General features: G+C 53.8%; 15 protein-coding genes. 9 read left to right on the plus strand and 6 right to left on the minus strand.

Annotated features, from left to right (window positions below; translation table 11 throughout):
* Positions 1 to 32: 32 nt before the first annotated feature.
* The 3 genes from EA26_RS10000 to EA26_RS10010 all read right to left on the minus strand — a co-directional run bounded on the left by EA26_RS10000 (position 33) and on the right by EA26_RS10010 (position 3252).
* Positions 33 to 1634, minus strand: coding sequence for a carboxyl transferase domain-containing protein (locus EA26_RS10000; RefSeq protein ID WP_039427206.1), 1602 nt, complete (start codon positions 1632 to 1634; stop codon positions 33 to 35).
* Between the two features lie 14 nt (positions 1635 to 1648).
* On the minus strand, positions 1649 to 2818 hold the full coding sequence (locus EA26_RS10005) for an isovaleryl-CoA dehydrogenase (RefSeq protein WP_039427207.1): 1170 nt from the start codon (positions 2816 to 2818) through the stop codon (positions 1649 to 1651).
* A 62-nt stretch (positions 2819 to 2880) separates the two neighbouring features.
* Positions 2881 to 3252, minus strand: a complete 372-nt coding sequence (locus tag EA26_RS10010; RefSeq protein WP_039427209.1) for a MerR family transcriptional regulator — start codon at positions 3250 to 3252, stop codon at positions 2881 to 2883.
* 290 nt (positions 3253 to 3542) lie between these two features.
* On the opposite strand from EA26_RS10010, the gene EA26_RS10015 reads away from it, so the two are divergent.
* The 7 genes from EA26_RS10015 (at position 3543) to EA26_RS10045 (ending at position 11289) form a co-directional block, all read left to right on the plus strand.
* Positions 3543 to 4757 carry a thiolase family protein gene (locus EA26_RS10015; protein ID WP_039428977.1) on the plus strand — a complete coding sequence of 405 codons (1215 nt, stop codon included), beginning with the start codon at positions 3543 to 3545 and terminating at the stop codon, positions 4755 to 4757.
* Between the two features lie 89 nt (positions 4758 to 4846).
* Positions 4847 to 6340: a CoA-acylating methylmalonate-semialdehyde dehydrogenase gene (locus tag EA26_RS10020; protein WP_039427211.1), complete on the plus strand. Its 1494-nt coding sequence runs from the start codon at positions 4847 to 4849 to the stop codon at positions 6338 to 6340.
* Between the two features lie 29 nt (positions 6341 to 6369).
* Positions 6370 to 7524 (plus strand): acyl-CoA dehydrogenase family protein, encoded by a 1155-nt coding sequence (locus EA26_RS10025; protein WP_039427212.1) that lies wholly within the window; start codon positions 6370 to 6372, stop codon positions 7522 to 7524.
* A 36-nt stretch (positions 7525 to 7560) separates the two neighbouring features.
* Positions 7561 to 8385 carry an enoyl-CoA hydratase gene (locus tag EA26_RS10030; protein WP_052079706.1) on the plus strand — a complete coding sequence of 275 codons (825 nt, stop codon included), beginning with the start codon at positions 7561 to 7563 and terminating at the stop codon, positions 8383 to 8385.
* Between the two features lie 36 nt (positions 8386 to 8421).
* Positions 8422 to 9555, plus strand: coding sequence for an enoyl-CoA hydratase/isomerase family protein (locus EA26_RS10035; RefSeq protein WP_039427213.1), 1134 nt, complete (start codon positions 8422 to 8424; stop codon positions 9553 to 9555).
* 40 nt (positions 9556 to 9595) lie between these two features.
* Positions 9596 to 10501, plus strand: a complete 906-nt coding sequence (gene mmsB, locus EA26_RS10040; RefSeq protein ID WP_039427215.1) for a 3-hydroxyisobutyrate dehydrogenase — start codon at positions 9596 to 9598, stop codon at positions 10499 to 10501.
* Between the two features lie 29 nt (positions 10502 to 10530).
* Positions 10531 to 11289, plus strand: coding sequence for an SDR family oxidoreductase (locus EA26_RS10045; protein ID WP_039427217.1), 759 nt, complete (start codon positions 10531 to 10533; stop codon positions 11287 to 11289).
* Positions 11290 to 11372: 83 nt separating this feature from the next.
* Here EA26_RS10045 and EA26_RS10050 read toward each other — a convergent pair whose 3' ends face one another.
* Positions 11373 to 11873: a cytochrome b/b6 domain-containing protein gene (locus EA26_RS10050; protein ID WP_039427218.1), complete on the minus strand. Its 501-nt coding sequence runs from the start codon at positions 11871 to 11873 to the stop codon at positions 11373 to 11375.
* Positions 11866 to 12147 carry a PepSY domain-containing protein gene (locus EA26_RS10055; protein ID WP_039427220.1) on the minus strand — a complete coding sequence of 94 codons (282 nt, stop codon included), beginning with the start codon at positions 12145 to 12147 and terminating at the stop codon, positions 11866 to 11868. The genes EA26_RS10050 and EA26_RS10055 overlap by 8 nt, the downstream gene beginning before the upstream one ends.
* A 154-nt stretch (positions 12148 to 12301) precedes the next feature.
* Here EA26_RS10055 and EA26_RS20440 point away from each other — a divergent pair, with 154 nt between their 5' ends.
* The gene (locus EA26_RS20440) at positions 12302 to 12481 is read left to right on the plus strand and encodes a DUF2256 domain-containing protein (protein WP_001889657.1); all 180 of its coding nucleotides are present in this window, start codon (positions 12302 to 12304) and stop codon (positions 12479 to 12481) included.
* Here the strand turns inward: EA26_RS20440 and EA26_RS10060 are convergent.
* Positions 12459 to 13409 (minus strand): LysR family transcriptional regulator, encoded by a 951-nt coding sequence (locus EA26_RS10060; RefSeq protein ID WP_039427222.1) that lies wholly within the window; start codon positions 13407 to 13409, stop codon positions 12459 to 12461. The genes EA26_RS20440 and EA26_RS10060 overlap by 23 nt on opposite strands.
* Before the next feature lie 86 nt (positions 13410 to 13495).
* Here EA26_RS10060 and EA26_RS10065 point away from each other — a divergent pair, with 86 nt between their 5' ends.
* Entirely contained in the window at positions 13496 to 14902 is a 1407-nt protein-coding gene (locus tag EA26_RS10065; protein ID WP_039427223.1) for an MDR family MFS transporter, read from the plus strand.
* Positions 14903 to 14977 lie beyond the last annotated feature (75 nt).

Below are 14977 nucleotides of genomic sequence, written 5' to 3' on the forward strand. Positions count from 1 at the left end.
CTTTGCCTCCTTGGTCGAACTCCATGGCTCGCTTACATGCGAAAGATACCAAACTCACTTTCAGGGATGGGCGCGCGCAGCGCAACGCTCAGCGCATGGCCCAGTACATCGCGGGTTTCGACCGGATCCAAAATGCCGTCGTCCCATAATCTTGCGCTGGCGTAGTAGGGGCTGCCTTGGGTGTCGTACAGCTCGACAATCGAATCGCGAAACGCTTTGGCTTCCTCATCGGGCCAAGTTTCCTGCTGACGTGCTTTGACTTCGCGCCGCACCTGCGTCAGTACCCCCGCCGCCTGTTCGCCGCCCATCACGGAAATACGCGCATTCGGCCACATCCACATCATGGTCGGATCGTACGCTCGCCCACACATGCCGTAGTTGCCCGCGCCGTAGGAGCCGCCAATGATCACGGTGAATTTCGGTACATCGGCACAGGCAACCGCCATTACTAGCTTGGCGCCGTGCTTGGCAATGCCTTCCGCTTCGACTTTTTTCCCCACCATAAATCCAGTGACGTTTTGCAAAAACAGCAACGGGATCTTGCGTTTGGCACAGAGCTCAATAAAGTGCGCCCCCTTTTGCGCCGATTCGGAAAACAGAATGCCGTTGTTAGCAACAATGCCAATGCGATGGCCGTGAAGTTGGGCAAAACCGCACACCAGTGAGCTGCCATACAGCGCTTTAAACTCATCAAACGCTGAATCGTCCACCAAACGAGCGATGATTTCGCGCACATCGAATGACAATCGCAGGTCGGCGTTAACGATGCCGTACATCTCTTTGGCATCGTAACGTGGCGGCAAGAAATCGTGATTCAGCGGAGAAGGGGACTGATTGGCGCTGGCAATTGCTTGACGCGCCAGCTCCAGCGCGTGCGCATCGTCCTGTGCATAGTAATCGGCCACGCCAGACTTTTTACAGTGCACATCCGCGCCGCCCAGCTCTTCATCAGTGACGATTTCTCCGGTCGCGGCTTTCACCAGCGGCGGGCCCGCGAGAAAAATGGTTCCTTGCTGTTTGACGATGATCGCCACATCCGCCATCGCCGGAATGTACGCGCCGCCTGCGGTACACAGTCCCATCACCACGGCTATCTGCGGGATGCCTTTTGCCGACATGCGCGCCTGATGATAAAAAATGCGGCCAAAATGGTCGCGATCAGGAAACACTTCCGCCTGATGGGGCAGATTTGCCCCGCCAGAGTCGACCAGATAGACGCAAGGAAGCTGGCAGCGCTCGGCAATTTGCTGCGCGCGCAGGTGCTTTTTCACGGTTAAAGGATAATAAGTACCGCCTTTGACCGCCGGATCGTTGGCGATCACCATGCAATCGATGCCGTGAATTTTGCCAATCCCAGCGACAACACCTGCGCAAGGGATGGCCTCGTCGTACACTTGCCACGCGGCAAACTGGCCGATTTCGAGAAAAGTTGAGTCTGCATCGAGTAGGCGTTGTACGCGTTCGCGGACCGGAAGCTTGCCTTTTTGCCGCTGGCGTTCGATGGCTTTTTCTCCCGCGCCGAGTTTCAATGCTTCTCGGTGAGTGAGTAGCTGGTCCACCAGTTCGCTCATGCGGGCAAAGTTCGCTTGGTACAAATCCGATTCGAGTTTGGTTTTGCTTGTAATGACTGCCATTGTTTCTTGCCTCTTTAGCGCGATTCTGCAAACAGCTCACGGCCAATCAGAATACGGCGGATCTCGGAGGTTCCCGCGCCAATTTCGTAGAGCTTGGCATCGCGCAGCAAACGACCTGCCGGGAACTCGTTGATGTAGCCGTTGCCTCCGAGCAGTTGAATCGCGTCCAGTGCCATCTGCGTGGCGAGTTCGGCGGCGTACAAAATAGCGCCTGCGGAATCTTTGCGTGTCACTTCTCCGCGATCGCACGCCGCCGCCACGGTATAGACATAAGCGCGCGCCGCGTTGCAGCGGGTGTACATGTCGGCGACTTTGGCTTGGACCAACTGAAACTCGCCAATCGCCTGACCAAACTGTTTGCGATCGTGCACGTAGGGCAAAACCAGATCGAGACAGGCTTGCATAATGCCGAGCGGCCCAGCCGCGAGCACCACCCGTTCATAGTCAAGCCCGCTCATCAGCACTTCAACGCCGCGGTTGATTTCGCCCAGCACGTTCTCAGCCGGAACGCGGCAGTTTTCAAACACCAGCTCGCAGGTGTTGGAGCCGCGCATGCCGAGTTTGTCGAGCTTTTGCGCATGGTGAAACCCGGGGAAATCACGCTCGACAATAAACGCGGTGATGCCACGGGATTTGGCACTGGGGTCAGTTTTGGCGTAGACGATGACAACGTTGGCGTCTGGGCCGTTGGTGATCCACATTTTGCTGCCGTTGAGCACAAAATGGTCGCCATGGCGCTCCGCTTTCAACTGCATGCTGACCACATCCGAGCCGGCATTGGGTTCACTCATTGCCAGCGCGCCCACCCAAGAGCCATCAAGCAATTTGGGCAGATACTTTTTGCGCTGCTCGGTTGTGCCATTACGAAACAGCTGGTTGACGCACAAATTGGAGTGCGCGCCGTAACTCAAAGCAACCGAGGCCGAGGCGCGGCTGATCTCTTCCATCGCGATCACGTGGGCGAGATAACCCATTTGCGCGCCGCCATCGCTTTCATCCACTGTGACGCCCAGCAAACCCATCTCGCCAAACAATGGCCACAGGTGATTAGGAAATTGGTTTTCCTTATCAATTTGCGCGGCGATCGGCGCGATATGCTCGCTGGCAAATGCGCTGACCTGCTCACGCAGTAGTTCTAATGTTTCACCAAGCCCAAAGTTGAGCATCTGATACTGGCTGTTCATAACACCTCCGTGTTCTCCTGTTTTGAGTGGTGCAGGAGAGGGGAACGAAAGGTAAAAATGCGTCAGCGAGCGCCTTTGAGCGCCAGTTCACAGCGCTCTTTTGCCGCCTCCAGTTCACCCATCACCACGCCGATGTCGTCAAGTTGGCGCTGCAATAGCGCCTTCTTTTCATCGATGATGTTGAGCATTTTCACCAACTGCGTTTCGCCTTGTTGAGCATCGTAAAGCTCAAACAATTCGCGAATCTCCGCCAGAGAGAAGCCCAAACGTTTGCCGCGCAAGATCAATTTCAAACGAATCTTGTCCCGGCGTGAGTAAACGCGCACAGTGCCTCTGCGCTCTGGCTGTATTAATCCCATATCTTCGTAAAAGCGAATACTTCTGGTGGTAATCTCGAACTCTTTCGCGAGATCACTGATCTTAAAAGTTTCCACCTGGTCTCCTCCAACGGTTGGTTGTAGCTGTCCGACTTTCAGCGATGAGGAACGACGGTACTGTCAATCACCTGTTACAGTTCAGGTGAAAATTTATCGTTGTTGTTATTTTGTTTCTTTACGTTTACGTAAATGTTAGTGCTATGCTTACGTAAACGTCAAGAAACCACAGGGCGAAAATCGCCGGGTTGAAATGACCAGACAGGGTATTGCCCGTCCGTCGCCGTATTCAGTTGTACCCGCATCGCTATCAATTTGTGGTCACCACTTTCGTCACAAGAGAACGAGACATCGAAAAAGCCATATGGATAGTGTCGGCCAAACGAACCCCGCAAGGGCGGTTCCAAGGCGCACTCAAAGAGTATTCTGCTCCTCAGCTGGGCGGCTTTGCGATCAAAGCAGCGCTGAGCGCCACCAGCAAAGCAATTGAAAAAGTCGATGAAGTGTTGATGGGTTGTGTGCTGCCCGCAGGCTGCGGACAAGCGCCTGCCCGTCAAGCGGCGCTCAATGCCGGGCTGCCGCTTTCGGTGGGCGCGACTACGCTCAACAAAGTGTGCGGTTCTGGCATGAAAGCGGTGATGCTGGCACACGATCTGATCAAATCGGGCAGTGCGCGATCGGTCATTGCTGGCGGAATGGAGAGCATGACCAATGCCCCGTACCTACTGAGCAATGCGCGCAGCGGCATGCGTATGGGCCATCAAACCACGTTCGATCACATGTTTTATGATGGTTTACAAGATGCCTATGAAGGCCATCTGATGGGTGTTTATGCGCAGCAAATCGCAGACAAGCTGCAGTTTACCCGTCAGCAGATGGATGAATGGGCGGTGCTCTCTGCCAAGCGTGCTTGGGAAGCGCAAGAGCAACAACTGTTTGTCGCTGAGATGACGCCGCTCGCCTTTGGCAAAAATGGCGAGCTGCTGGATTACGACGAGCATCCACGTTCGATCACACTTGAAAAGATCCCGTTGCTCAAACCCGCCTTTGCCGAAGGCGGCAGTGTTACGGCCGCTAACGCCAGCGCCATTGCTGATGGCGCCGCTGCGCTGCTTTTGATGGATGAAGAATCGGCCCGCTCACAAGGCTTAGAGCCACTCGCCATTCTTCGCGGCCACAGCACCCATGCAAGAAAACCAGCCGAATTTACTTTAGCGCCGGTTTACGCCATCGAGCAACTGCTCTCTAAACTCGATTGGTCGAGTGACGAAGTGGATTTGTGGGAGGTCAACGAAGCGTTCGCGGTGGTGACGCAAATCGCCGTCAAACAACTTGGCTTGGAGATGGAAAAAGTCAACGTCAAAGGCGGAGCGTGCGCCTTAGGCCATCCGATCGGTGCCAGCGGGGCGCGTATTCTGGTCACGCTGATCCACAGTTTGCGCCAGTTGCAAGCGCTCGGCGTCGATGGTGACCGCACCCAGCCCAAAGTGATGCGTGGTGTCGCTTCACTGTGCATCGGCGGCGGTGAAGCGACCGCTATCGGCATTGAGATCCCATTACCCTAAAGACCAATCACCCACATCGTGAAACTGAATGCGCTGGACGATAAAGCCATTACTCGCGTGCAGCGCCTAACACTGACAAGGACAACGTTATGCTAAACCCGGTTCCTTTATTGATTGATGGCGAATTTCGTCAGTCGGCCACCACCGAATGGTTAGAGGTCACTAATCCTGCGACCAATGAGGTGATCGCCTCGCTGCCTTGCGCCAGAGACGAAGAGATGCAACAAGCGGTTGCCAGTGCTGCAGAGGCTTTTCAAACTTGGAAACACGTCGCACTGCCTGAGCGCGCTCGTCTGATGCTGCGTTATCAACATCTGCTCAAAGAACATCATGATTCGCTGGCTCAGACCCTGTCTCAAGAGACAGGCAAAACGTTGGCTGACGCGAAAGGCGATGTGTGGCGTGGCATCGAAGTGGTGGAGCAGGCGGCCAATATTGCCAGCAATATGATGGGCGAAATGGTAGAAAACGTTGCGACCGACATCGATACCTATTCGATGATCCAACCGCTCGGTGTGTGTTGCGGCATTACCCCGTTTAACTTTCCGGCCATGATCCCGCTGTGGATGTTCCCGCTGGCGATTGCCGCTGGTAATACGTTTGTCCTTAAACCCTCCGAGCAAGTGCCGCTCACCTCCATGCGTTTGGCCGAGCTGTTTGCGCAGGCTGGCGCACCGAAAGGTGTATTGCAAATCGTACACGGGCGCAAAGCGCAGGTCGATTTTCTGCTGCAACATCCAGAGATCAAAACCATCTCTTTTGTCGGTTCGGTGAAGGTAGCGCAGTACATTTATCAGCAAGGTACGCAGCATTTTAAACGGGTACAAGCGTTTGCTGGGGCGAAAAACCATATGGTGGTGATGCCAGATGCCAACAAAGATCAAGTGATCAATAACTTAGTCGGAGCCTCGGTCGGCGCGGCGGGTCAGCGCTGCATGGCGATTTCGGTCGCGGTGCTGGTGGGCGGGGCGAAAGCGTGGCTTCCTGAGCTAAAAGCGGCGATGAGCCGCGTTCAGCCCGGCGCGTGGAACGACAGCAATGCTGCTTATGGACCGCTGATCAGCCCCCAAGCGAAAGAGCGAGTGCATCGCCTGATCCAAGAGGGCATCGACCAAGGCGCCGTGTGTGAGCTGGATGGGCGTCACTGCCAAGTTGCCGGTTTGCCAAATGGCAACTGGGTTGGCCCGACGCTGTTTAGCGGCGTGAATACCGAGATGAGCATTTATCGCGAAGAGATTTTCGGCCCCGTATTGGTCTGCCTTGAAGCCGACTCGCTCGAAGAGGCGATCGAGCTTATCAACCGCAACCCTTACGGCAACGGCACTTCGATTTTCACCGCTAATGGTGCGGCGGCGCGCAAATTCCAGCATGAGATTCAAGTGGGGCAAGTGGGGATCAACGTGCCAATCCCGGTGCCTTTGCCCTTCTTCTCTTTTACTGGTTGGCGAGGTAGTTTCTACGGCGATCTGCACGCTTACGGCAAACAGGCGGTGCGCTTTTTCACCGAAACCAAAACCGTCACCGCGCGTTGGTTCGATGACGACATTCCAAGTGGTCCGAATCTGACCATCAACTTGAGATAACCCTTAGCCTGTCAAACTAGGAGTTCGCTATGGATTTTGAACTGAATGAAGAACAACGCGCGTTTGCCGACACGGCGAGTGAATTTGCCAAAGCACGTTTAGCCCCGATGGCGGCTAAGTGGGATGAAGAACACATCTTCCCTAAAGAGGTGCTGCGCGAGGCGGGGGAACTTGGCTTTTTGTCACTGTATACCCCTGAAGAACAGGGCGGGCTCGGTTTGAGTCGCCTTGATGCTTCGATCATTTTCGAGCAGTTGGCTATGGGGTGCACCTCGACCACTGCCTTTATGACCATCCACAACATGGTGACTTGGATGGTGGCCAGTTTTGCCAGTGATGAAGCCAAAACGCAGTTTTGCCCCAAGTTGGTCACGGGGGAATGGCTGGGCTCTTACTGTCTCACCGAACCGAATGCCGGATCGGATGCGGCATCGCTCACCACGAGCGCGCAAAAGCACGGCGATCACTATCTGTTGAGCGGGAGCAAAGCGTTTATCTCGGGCGCTGGCGACACCGATGTGTTGGTGGTGATGGCGCGCACAGGCGAAGCGGGTGCCAAAGGCATCTCTGCGTTTGTCATTCCAGCCAACGCAGAAGGGATCAGCTACGGGCGCAAAGAGCCGAAAATGGGCTGGAACAGCCAGCCGACCCGCTCAGTCACTTTTGATAGGGTCAAAGTGCCGCTCACCGCGCTGCTTGGCGAAGAAGGGCAAGGTTTTACTTTTGCGATGAAAGGGCTAGATGGTGGTCGCATCAACATCGCCACCTGTTCACTGGGTACGGCGCAGCAAGCGCTCAATCAAGCGACGCAATACCTGCAAGAGCGCAAGCAGTTTGGCAAAAATCTGGCGCAATTTCAGGGGCTGCAATTTAAGCTCGCGGACATGGCAACTGAGCTGGTTGCAGCGCGCCAACTGGTGCGCTATGCGGCAAGTAAACTTGATCGCCGCGATGCAGAGGCCACGGCTTACTGCGCGATGGCGAAACGCTTTGCGACGGATGTCGGTTTTCAGGTGTGCGACGCAGCGCTGCAACTCTACGGTGGCTACGGTTACATCAAAGAGTATCCGTTGGAGCGCCAATTTCGCGATGTTCGGGTGCACCAAATTCTCGAAGGAACCAATGAAATCATGCGGTTAATTATTGCCCGTCGGCTTTTGCATGAAGGTGCGGAGCTTCTGTAAGCGATTAACCTCAACGCATTTTGCTAAGGAATTGTGATGACTTCAGATCAATATTCACCTCAATCGGCTGCACCGGAGGCCGCGACAGAAGCGGCGATTGGTTTTCATCTCCATCACCATGTGGCGGTGGTGACGATGAACAATCCGCCTGCCAATACTTGGACCGAACAAAGTTTGCAGCAGCTCAAAACCCTTGTGCAGTCACTCAACCTCAATAATGAAGTGTATGCCTTAGTGCTAACGGGAAAAGGGGAGAAGTTTTTCTCGGCCGGTGCGGATCTCAAGCTGTTTGCCGATGGCGATAAAGCGCGCGCGCTGAAAATGGCGCGCCTGTTTGGGCAGGCGTTTGAAACCTTGTCGGCATTTCGTGGTGTGTCGATTGCGGCCATCAACGGATACGCCATGGGCGGTGGCCTTGAAGCGGCGCTCGCCTGTGACATTCGTATTGCTGAAGAGCAAGCGGTGATGGCACTGCCTGAAGCCAAAGTGGGACTGCTGCCCTGTGCGGGCGGGACGCAAAATCTGACCGCTTTGGTGGGCGAAGGGTGGGCCAAGCGGGTGATTTTGTGCGGCGAACAGCTCAGCGCCGCCAAAGCGCAGCAGATTGGTTTAGTCGAAGAGGTGGTTGCTAAAGGCGAAGCGCTCAATCGTGCGATTGCCATGGCTGAATCGGTCGCCAATCAGTCGCCCTCTGCCGTGGCCGCGTGCAAAAAACTCATCCAGCAAACGCGTTTTGCACCGCTGGCTCAGGGGCTGATTAAAGAGCGCGAATACTTTCTTGATCTGTTCGATACTGAAGATCAGACCGAAGGCGTGCAGGCATTTTTGCAAAAGCGTCCACCTGTATGGAAAAACCGCTGAGCTGCGCCGGGGAGTGTGTAAACCCAAGGAGGCACTATGACAGGCCAAGTTATTTTTACCGAGCGACCTTGCAGTGAAGGTGAGTGCAAAATCGCCATCGCAACGCTCGACAATACCGCATCGCTCAATGCCCTGACTTACCCTATGTTGGAGCAACTGAACCAACAGCTAGAACGCTGGCATGAAGACGACAGCATCGTGTGCGTGTTTCTCGAAGGCGCGGGCGAGAAAGCGTTTTGTGCAGGCGGCGATGTGCGCGCCATGTACCAAGTGATGGAAAGTGAGCCGAAGGCATCCATTTCACGCTTTCTCACAGACTATTTCACCTTGGAGTATCGCTGCAACTATCTGATTCACACCTACACTAAGCCGATCATCGGTTGGGGACGAGGCATTGTCATGGGTGGTGGCATGGGGCTTTTCATGGGCACCAGCCACAAAGTGGTGACGCCAGAGTCGCGCTTGGCGATGCCGGAAATCAGTATTGGGCTTTACCCGGATGTCGGCGCGACATGGTTTCTCAACCGTCTTGAGCCGGGCATCGGGCTGTTTCTTGGTTTGACTGGAGTGATGGTCAATGCCAGTGACGCGTTGTCTATCCACTTTGCCGATCATCTGCTGCTCGCCAAAGAGCGCGATGGCTTGCTGGAACAGTTGCAGCATGCCTCTTGGTCTACCGCCGAAGATCATTACGATGTGGTCACCGAGCTACTGGAAAATCTTGCTCAGCAGGCTGATGACCAGCGACCAGTGCAACAATTGATGCCGCATTTTGATGCAATTCAACAGGCCTGCCTACAAGACGAGCTGCAAAGCGTGGTGCAAGCTGTCATGGCGTTACCTTCCAGCCCATGGCTTGATCGCGCCAAGCAGAACTTGGCAGAGGGCAGCGCCATTAGCGCGCACATTTGTCACCGACAGATGACGCACTACAGCGAGCTGTCTCTAGCCGGCTGTTTCCGTTTGGAGCTTGGCGTCTCAGTGCAATGTGGCTTGCTTGGTGAATTTCGGGAAGGGGTGCGAGCGAGGCTAATCGATAAAGACGGTCAGCCAAACTGGCTGTTCAACAATGTCGCCGATGTCGACAGCAGCGTGATTGACGCTTTGTTTACTTCACTGTGGCCTGATCAGGCACACCCGTTGGTCAATTTAGGCAAACACGGCCTTTGAGCCTGTGAAAAATCAACCATAAAGAGTTAGGAGGAGTCACATGAACCAAGTGGCATTTATTGGTCTTGGCAATATGGGCTCGCCGATGGCGGCGAACTTAATCAAAGCGGGTTGCACGCTGCGCGTGTTCGACCTCAATCAAGTGGCGATGGCAACACTGGCTAAACTGGGCGCAACCGCGTGCGAGTCTATCGAGCAAGCAGTGCAGGGCGTAGACACGGTGATCACCATGTTGCCTGCTGGCGAGCACGTTCGCTCGGTTTATCTGGGTGACCATCAAGGCAATGCTGGGCTGCTCACTTTGCTTGCGCCAAAAACGCTGCTGATTGACTCCTCCACCATCGATCCCCAATCGGCAAAAACGGTGGCCGCCGAGGCGCAAAAGCAGGGGCTGGAATTTGTCGACGCGCCAGTTTCCGGCGGCGTGGCAGGCGCGCAGGCGGGGACGCTCACCTTCATCGTTGGTGGCACGCAAGCGGCGTTTGACAAGGCGCAAATCATTCTTCAGTACATGGGCAAAAACATCTTTCACGCTGGCGGTGCAGGCGACGGGCAAATGGCGAAAATCTGTAACAACCTGATGCTGGGTATTTTGATGTCTGGAACTTGTGAAGCGCTGAGTTTGGGAATAGATAACGGCCTCGATCCTAAGGTGCTGTCCAACATCATGCTGCAAAGCTCCGGGCGCAACTGGGCGTTAGAGCTCTACAATCCATGCCCCGGCGTGATGGAAAACGCGCCCGCGAGCAAGCAGTACCAACCCGGCTTTACCAGTCGCTTGATGGTGAAAGATCTCGGTTTGGGACTGGATGCCGCCTCTCAAAGTCACTCCTCCGTGCCAATGGGCGCTTTGGCGCGCAACCTGTTCGCTTTTCATAATGCTGCTGGTAACAGCGAGTTGGATTTCTCCAGTCTGTTTCAGTTTTACGCCAAACAAACGCGCTGATGCGCCTCAATCAACACAGGAGAGGAAAGATGAACTTAAAAGAGAGTGTGATTGCGATAACGGGCGCAGGGCAGGGGCTTGGGCAGATGATGGCGGTGACGCTAGCGCATGCAGGGGCGGAATTGGCGCTGCTTGATCTCAATGAAGAAGGGCTGCGCCACACCCAAGAGCAGTGCCATATGCTTGGTACCAAGGCTTTGATCTACAAGATGAATGTGACCGATGAAGCCGAAGTTGAGCAAGCGTTTGACGACATTGTACGTGATTTTGGTCAGCTAGATGGCTTAGTGAACAACGCAGGCATTTTGCGTGATGGCATGTTGGTCAAAGTGAGTGACGGGCAAGTCAGTAAAATGTCGCTTGAGCAGTTTAATTCGGTGATCAACGTCAATTTGACCGGCACTTTTCTCTGTGGTCGAGAAGCGGCGGTGAAGATGATCGAAACCGATCGCAAAGGGGTGATTATTAATATTTCCAGTGTTTCGCGCGCAGGAAATATCGGCCAAAGCAACTATTCGGCGTCAAAAGCCGCCGTTGCGACGCTGGCCACCACTTGGGCAAAAGAGTTGGCGCGCTATGGCATCCGCGCAGCGGCGATCGCGCCCGGAGTGATTCATACCGCCATGGCAGATCAAATGAAGCCGGAAGCCATCGCCCGTTTGGAAAAAATGATCCCCGTCGGGCGTATGGGCGAAGCGAGCGAAATCGCGCACACGGTCAAGTTCATTTTAGAAAACGACTACATCACTGGCCGAGTGCTGGAGGTTGATGGTGGCATCCGCATGTAGCGCTCTCACAGTTGATCAGCAAAGCCTGCCGAGTTTGGGCTTTGCTTGATCTTGTTTCACGCCAGTGCACTGACTTTTTGCTCCTAGGGCAACATGGACTGAATATAATTTTTCCGGTTCCATTTACTCATTAGAATTACCGCGGAGAGATGTACGGCAACGGCGATGAAAGTGAGATTGGCGAACACTTCATGCGTCTCTTCCAGCCACTCTTCCCCCCAAAACATATCACTACCCATTAACCAGCCGCTCACTGCCGTTGCGATGATCAATCCCCACAATAGCCAGATCATCACCGCGCCCGCAGGATTGTGACCGAGATGTCTATCTTGCCGTTCGCTCAGTACCTCTTTCAGGTGTGACACTGCTGCTAATGGGGAAGGGAGAAAACGGCTCAATCGCGCTGGTGATTGCACCACTAGCCCCCAAAGCAGCCGGATACCAACACTGAGCAGGATTAGGTATCCCGCCCACTTATGCAGATCGCTCCCCTCTTCTAAAGCAAAGAAATTGGCAAAGAAAAGCAGCGCGACCATCCAATGGGTTGCTCGCACAACCCAGTCCCATTTGAACGTGTTAGTCATCCATTTCCTCCTTCACTTTGCTCATGTCGGTTGGGTTAAAGTAGATCTCTACACGCTTGTTGTCTTTGTTATAGCCATAAAGCTCGTAGCAACTGGTCTTGGTTTTCTTAAAGACTTTGATTTTGTAACCCATTTCTTCAACCTGAGTTTTGGCTTGCTCAAAGTTAATCCATTGAGATTCCGGCTCTTTTGTACACTGTGGATCCGCCAAAGCGCTGAATGCGCTGCCGAGTGAAAGAAGAGCTGTCGTTGTCAGTAGAAGTGTTTTTTTCATGATTCAGTCCTTGTTTGGGTGTCTACAGGATGAATCGTATCGATGAAAGCTTAAGAGTCACTTAAGAGTTAGGGTGGCGGAAAAATCTTTAAACCCATCCCTACCAAATCACGTATACCTTGATGATTTATCCGTTTAAATGAAAAGGTATAAAGTGACTTCGCATAAAAAAGCCTATTTGGCGCAGAAAATCTGTCCTGTCTGTCAGCGGCCTTTTGCTTGGCGTAAAAAATGGCAGCAGTGTTGGGATGAGGTCAAATATTGTTCGGAGCGCTGTCGGCGTCATCGTTCATCACAGTCGCTTGGTGCTGTTAAGGCTGATGCCAATAACTGAATGCGACTCGTGACCAGTGCGTCATGATGTAATCAATCAAGGCTTGAGTGCGCTCAGGTAAAAAACGGCGCTGCGGATGGAGCAGATACACATCTGCGCCTTCAATTTCCCACTCGGGGAGCAGCTCGATGAGCTGACCGCTACGCAGGAGTGGCTCCATTAATCCTCTGGGTAAGCGGGCGATGCCCATGCCTTGCAAGGTGGCTTGCACTATCGTGTCCAGTTCGTCGGAGCACAAACGCGCCGTCGGAATAAATTGCACTTTTTGCGCGACGCTGTGGTGATGAAAAATCCACGGCAGCTTATGGTTGAGACTGAGTAGGGGATGCTCTTTTAACTGCTCGGGATGCGTTAAGGCAGGCGTGGTTGAGCTTAGCTGGGCGGCAAGCTCAGCACTGGCACAGAGCACGGAAGGGTTACGCGCCAGTTTACGCGCTACCCAGTCGGACTCCGGCTGTGGGCCAAAACGCAGCGCGATATCCAGATCCCGCTGGCTGAAATAGTCGAGCCCAGAGCCAACTTGCATGCGCAGTGTGACATTCGGATGCAGCTCGGCAAACTCCAGCGCTAAAGGGGTTAACTGGTGGCGCAGAGGTAGCACGGGCGCACTGATGGCGATCTCACCGCGGTAATCTCGCTTCGCTTGCTCGACCTCTTCCTGTTTACGCTCTATTTGCGCAAACAGCTCAGCGTAGCTGTGAAACAGCTGTTCACCTTCTTTGGTCAGTACCAACTCTTTACTGTTGCGGATCAGCAAAATGCTACCCGTATCTTGTTCAAGTTGCTGAATACGGCGGCTCAGCGTGCTGGTGGACATCGATTTCTGTTTCGCCGCTAACGTAAAACTGCCGCAGCGCACCACGGTTAAAAACAGCGCCAGATCATCAAGTTTCATGGTTAATCCCATTTTTGCAATTTCGCGTCCCATTCTATCCTATTTTCGGATGGCTGTGATTTGGTTATCTTGTGCCACAGCAAATCCATTCCCTTTGACTTTATCTTGAAAGAGAGCTCATGCATTCCGATCCTATTCCCGCTGCCGATGCCCCTCATCCGCGAATTATTTTTGCTAGCGTTGCGCTAGTGATTGCCCTTGGTTCACTAGAAAAAAGCATAGTGACCACACCGCTGGCCTTGATTGGGCAAGATCTCTCGGCGGGAAGCGCCTTAACTTGGGTGATCACCGCCTACTTACTCGCCGCCACCGCCGTATTGCCTGTGTATGGCAAATTGAGCGATCTGTTTGGCCGTGTGCGCATGCTTAATATCAGCATCGGCATTTTTATTGTTGGCTCAGCCCTGTGTACTTTTGCCTTTGACTTGCCAACCCTGATTGGCGCGCGAGTGGTGCAGGGAATTGGCGGTGGCGGTTTGATTGCTTTGGCGTTTACCGTGATTGCCGATTCTATTCCGGCGCGTGAAGTGGGCAAGTACCAAGGCTATATCTCGGCGGTGTATGCCGTTTCCAGTGTCGCTGGTCCTTTATTGGGCGGCTATTTTGCCGACCATCTCAGTTGGCGCTGGGTGTTTGGCATTAATTTACCGCTGGGAATGGTGGCTCTGTATATGGTTAACCGCCATCTCAAACACCTTAACCAAAAACGTCACAGTCGATTTGACTGGCTGGGCGCTGGGCTTTTAATGCTCACCACAACTTTGCTGCTGCTTCAGCTTTCCTCACACTCCTTTTTGCCTGCGGGGTGGGGAGCTTTTGCTCTGTTACTCTGCTTGGTGCTGTTAATCCTTGTCGAAAGACGGGTGAGTGACCCAATTTTGCCTGCGCGCTTGGCGCGTTTACCCAGTTATCTGACCGCGATTGGCCTAATCATGGCCTCACAAATGTTGATGTTCGCGCTTTTGGTTTATATACCGCTGCAATTGCAGTGGCAGAAAGGCTTTTCACCGTCGCAAAGTGGCACTGTGATGGTGATCTTCATGTTCAGTATCACCACCGGGGCTTATCTTGGTGGCAAATGGGTGGCTCGCTCAGGGCGATACAAAGCTCTGGTGGTGAGCGGTTTTCTACTCGCGGCTTTAGCCGTTTGGCAAATTCATTACGATCTTTGGGTTCAGCTATCACTTGGTATCGCGGGATTTGGCATCGGTCTTACCTTGCCTTCCTTGAGCGTGGTGGTACAGAGTGTATTGCCCGCATGCGATCGCGGCATTGGTATGTCGCTGTTTAACTTTGGCCGTGAGCTTGGCGGCGCGCTTGGAGTCGCTTTTTGTTCGGCGCTATTTTATCTGCGTGTGCCGCAAAGTGTTACCGTGAGTGAGCACGGCAGCCAAGCTTCATCGGTAGCGCCTGACGTGCTCGCTCAAGGTTTTAGTTTGGTGTACATCGGCATGAGCGTGCTGGCGGTTGTGGCGATGGTACTGACCGCTTGGCGTCTACGTAAAGATGCGCTGAAAGGAGACTAAAATCAGCCGACTGCGGGCTTAAGTGGAACACAGCAGCGATCTTTTGCTTCTTTCCTTGCGTAAAAGCGACATCAA

The sequence above is a fragment of the Vibrio navarrensis genome (assembly GCF_000764325.1).
Classification (GTDB): Bacteria; Pseudomonadota; Gammaproteobacteria; order Enterobacterales; family Vibrionaceae; genus Vibrio; species Vibrio navarrensis.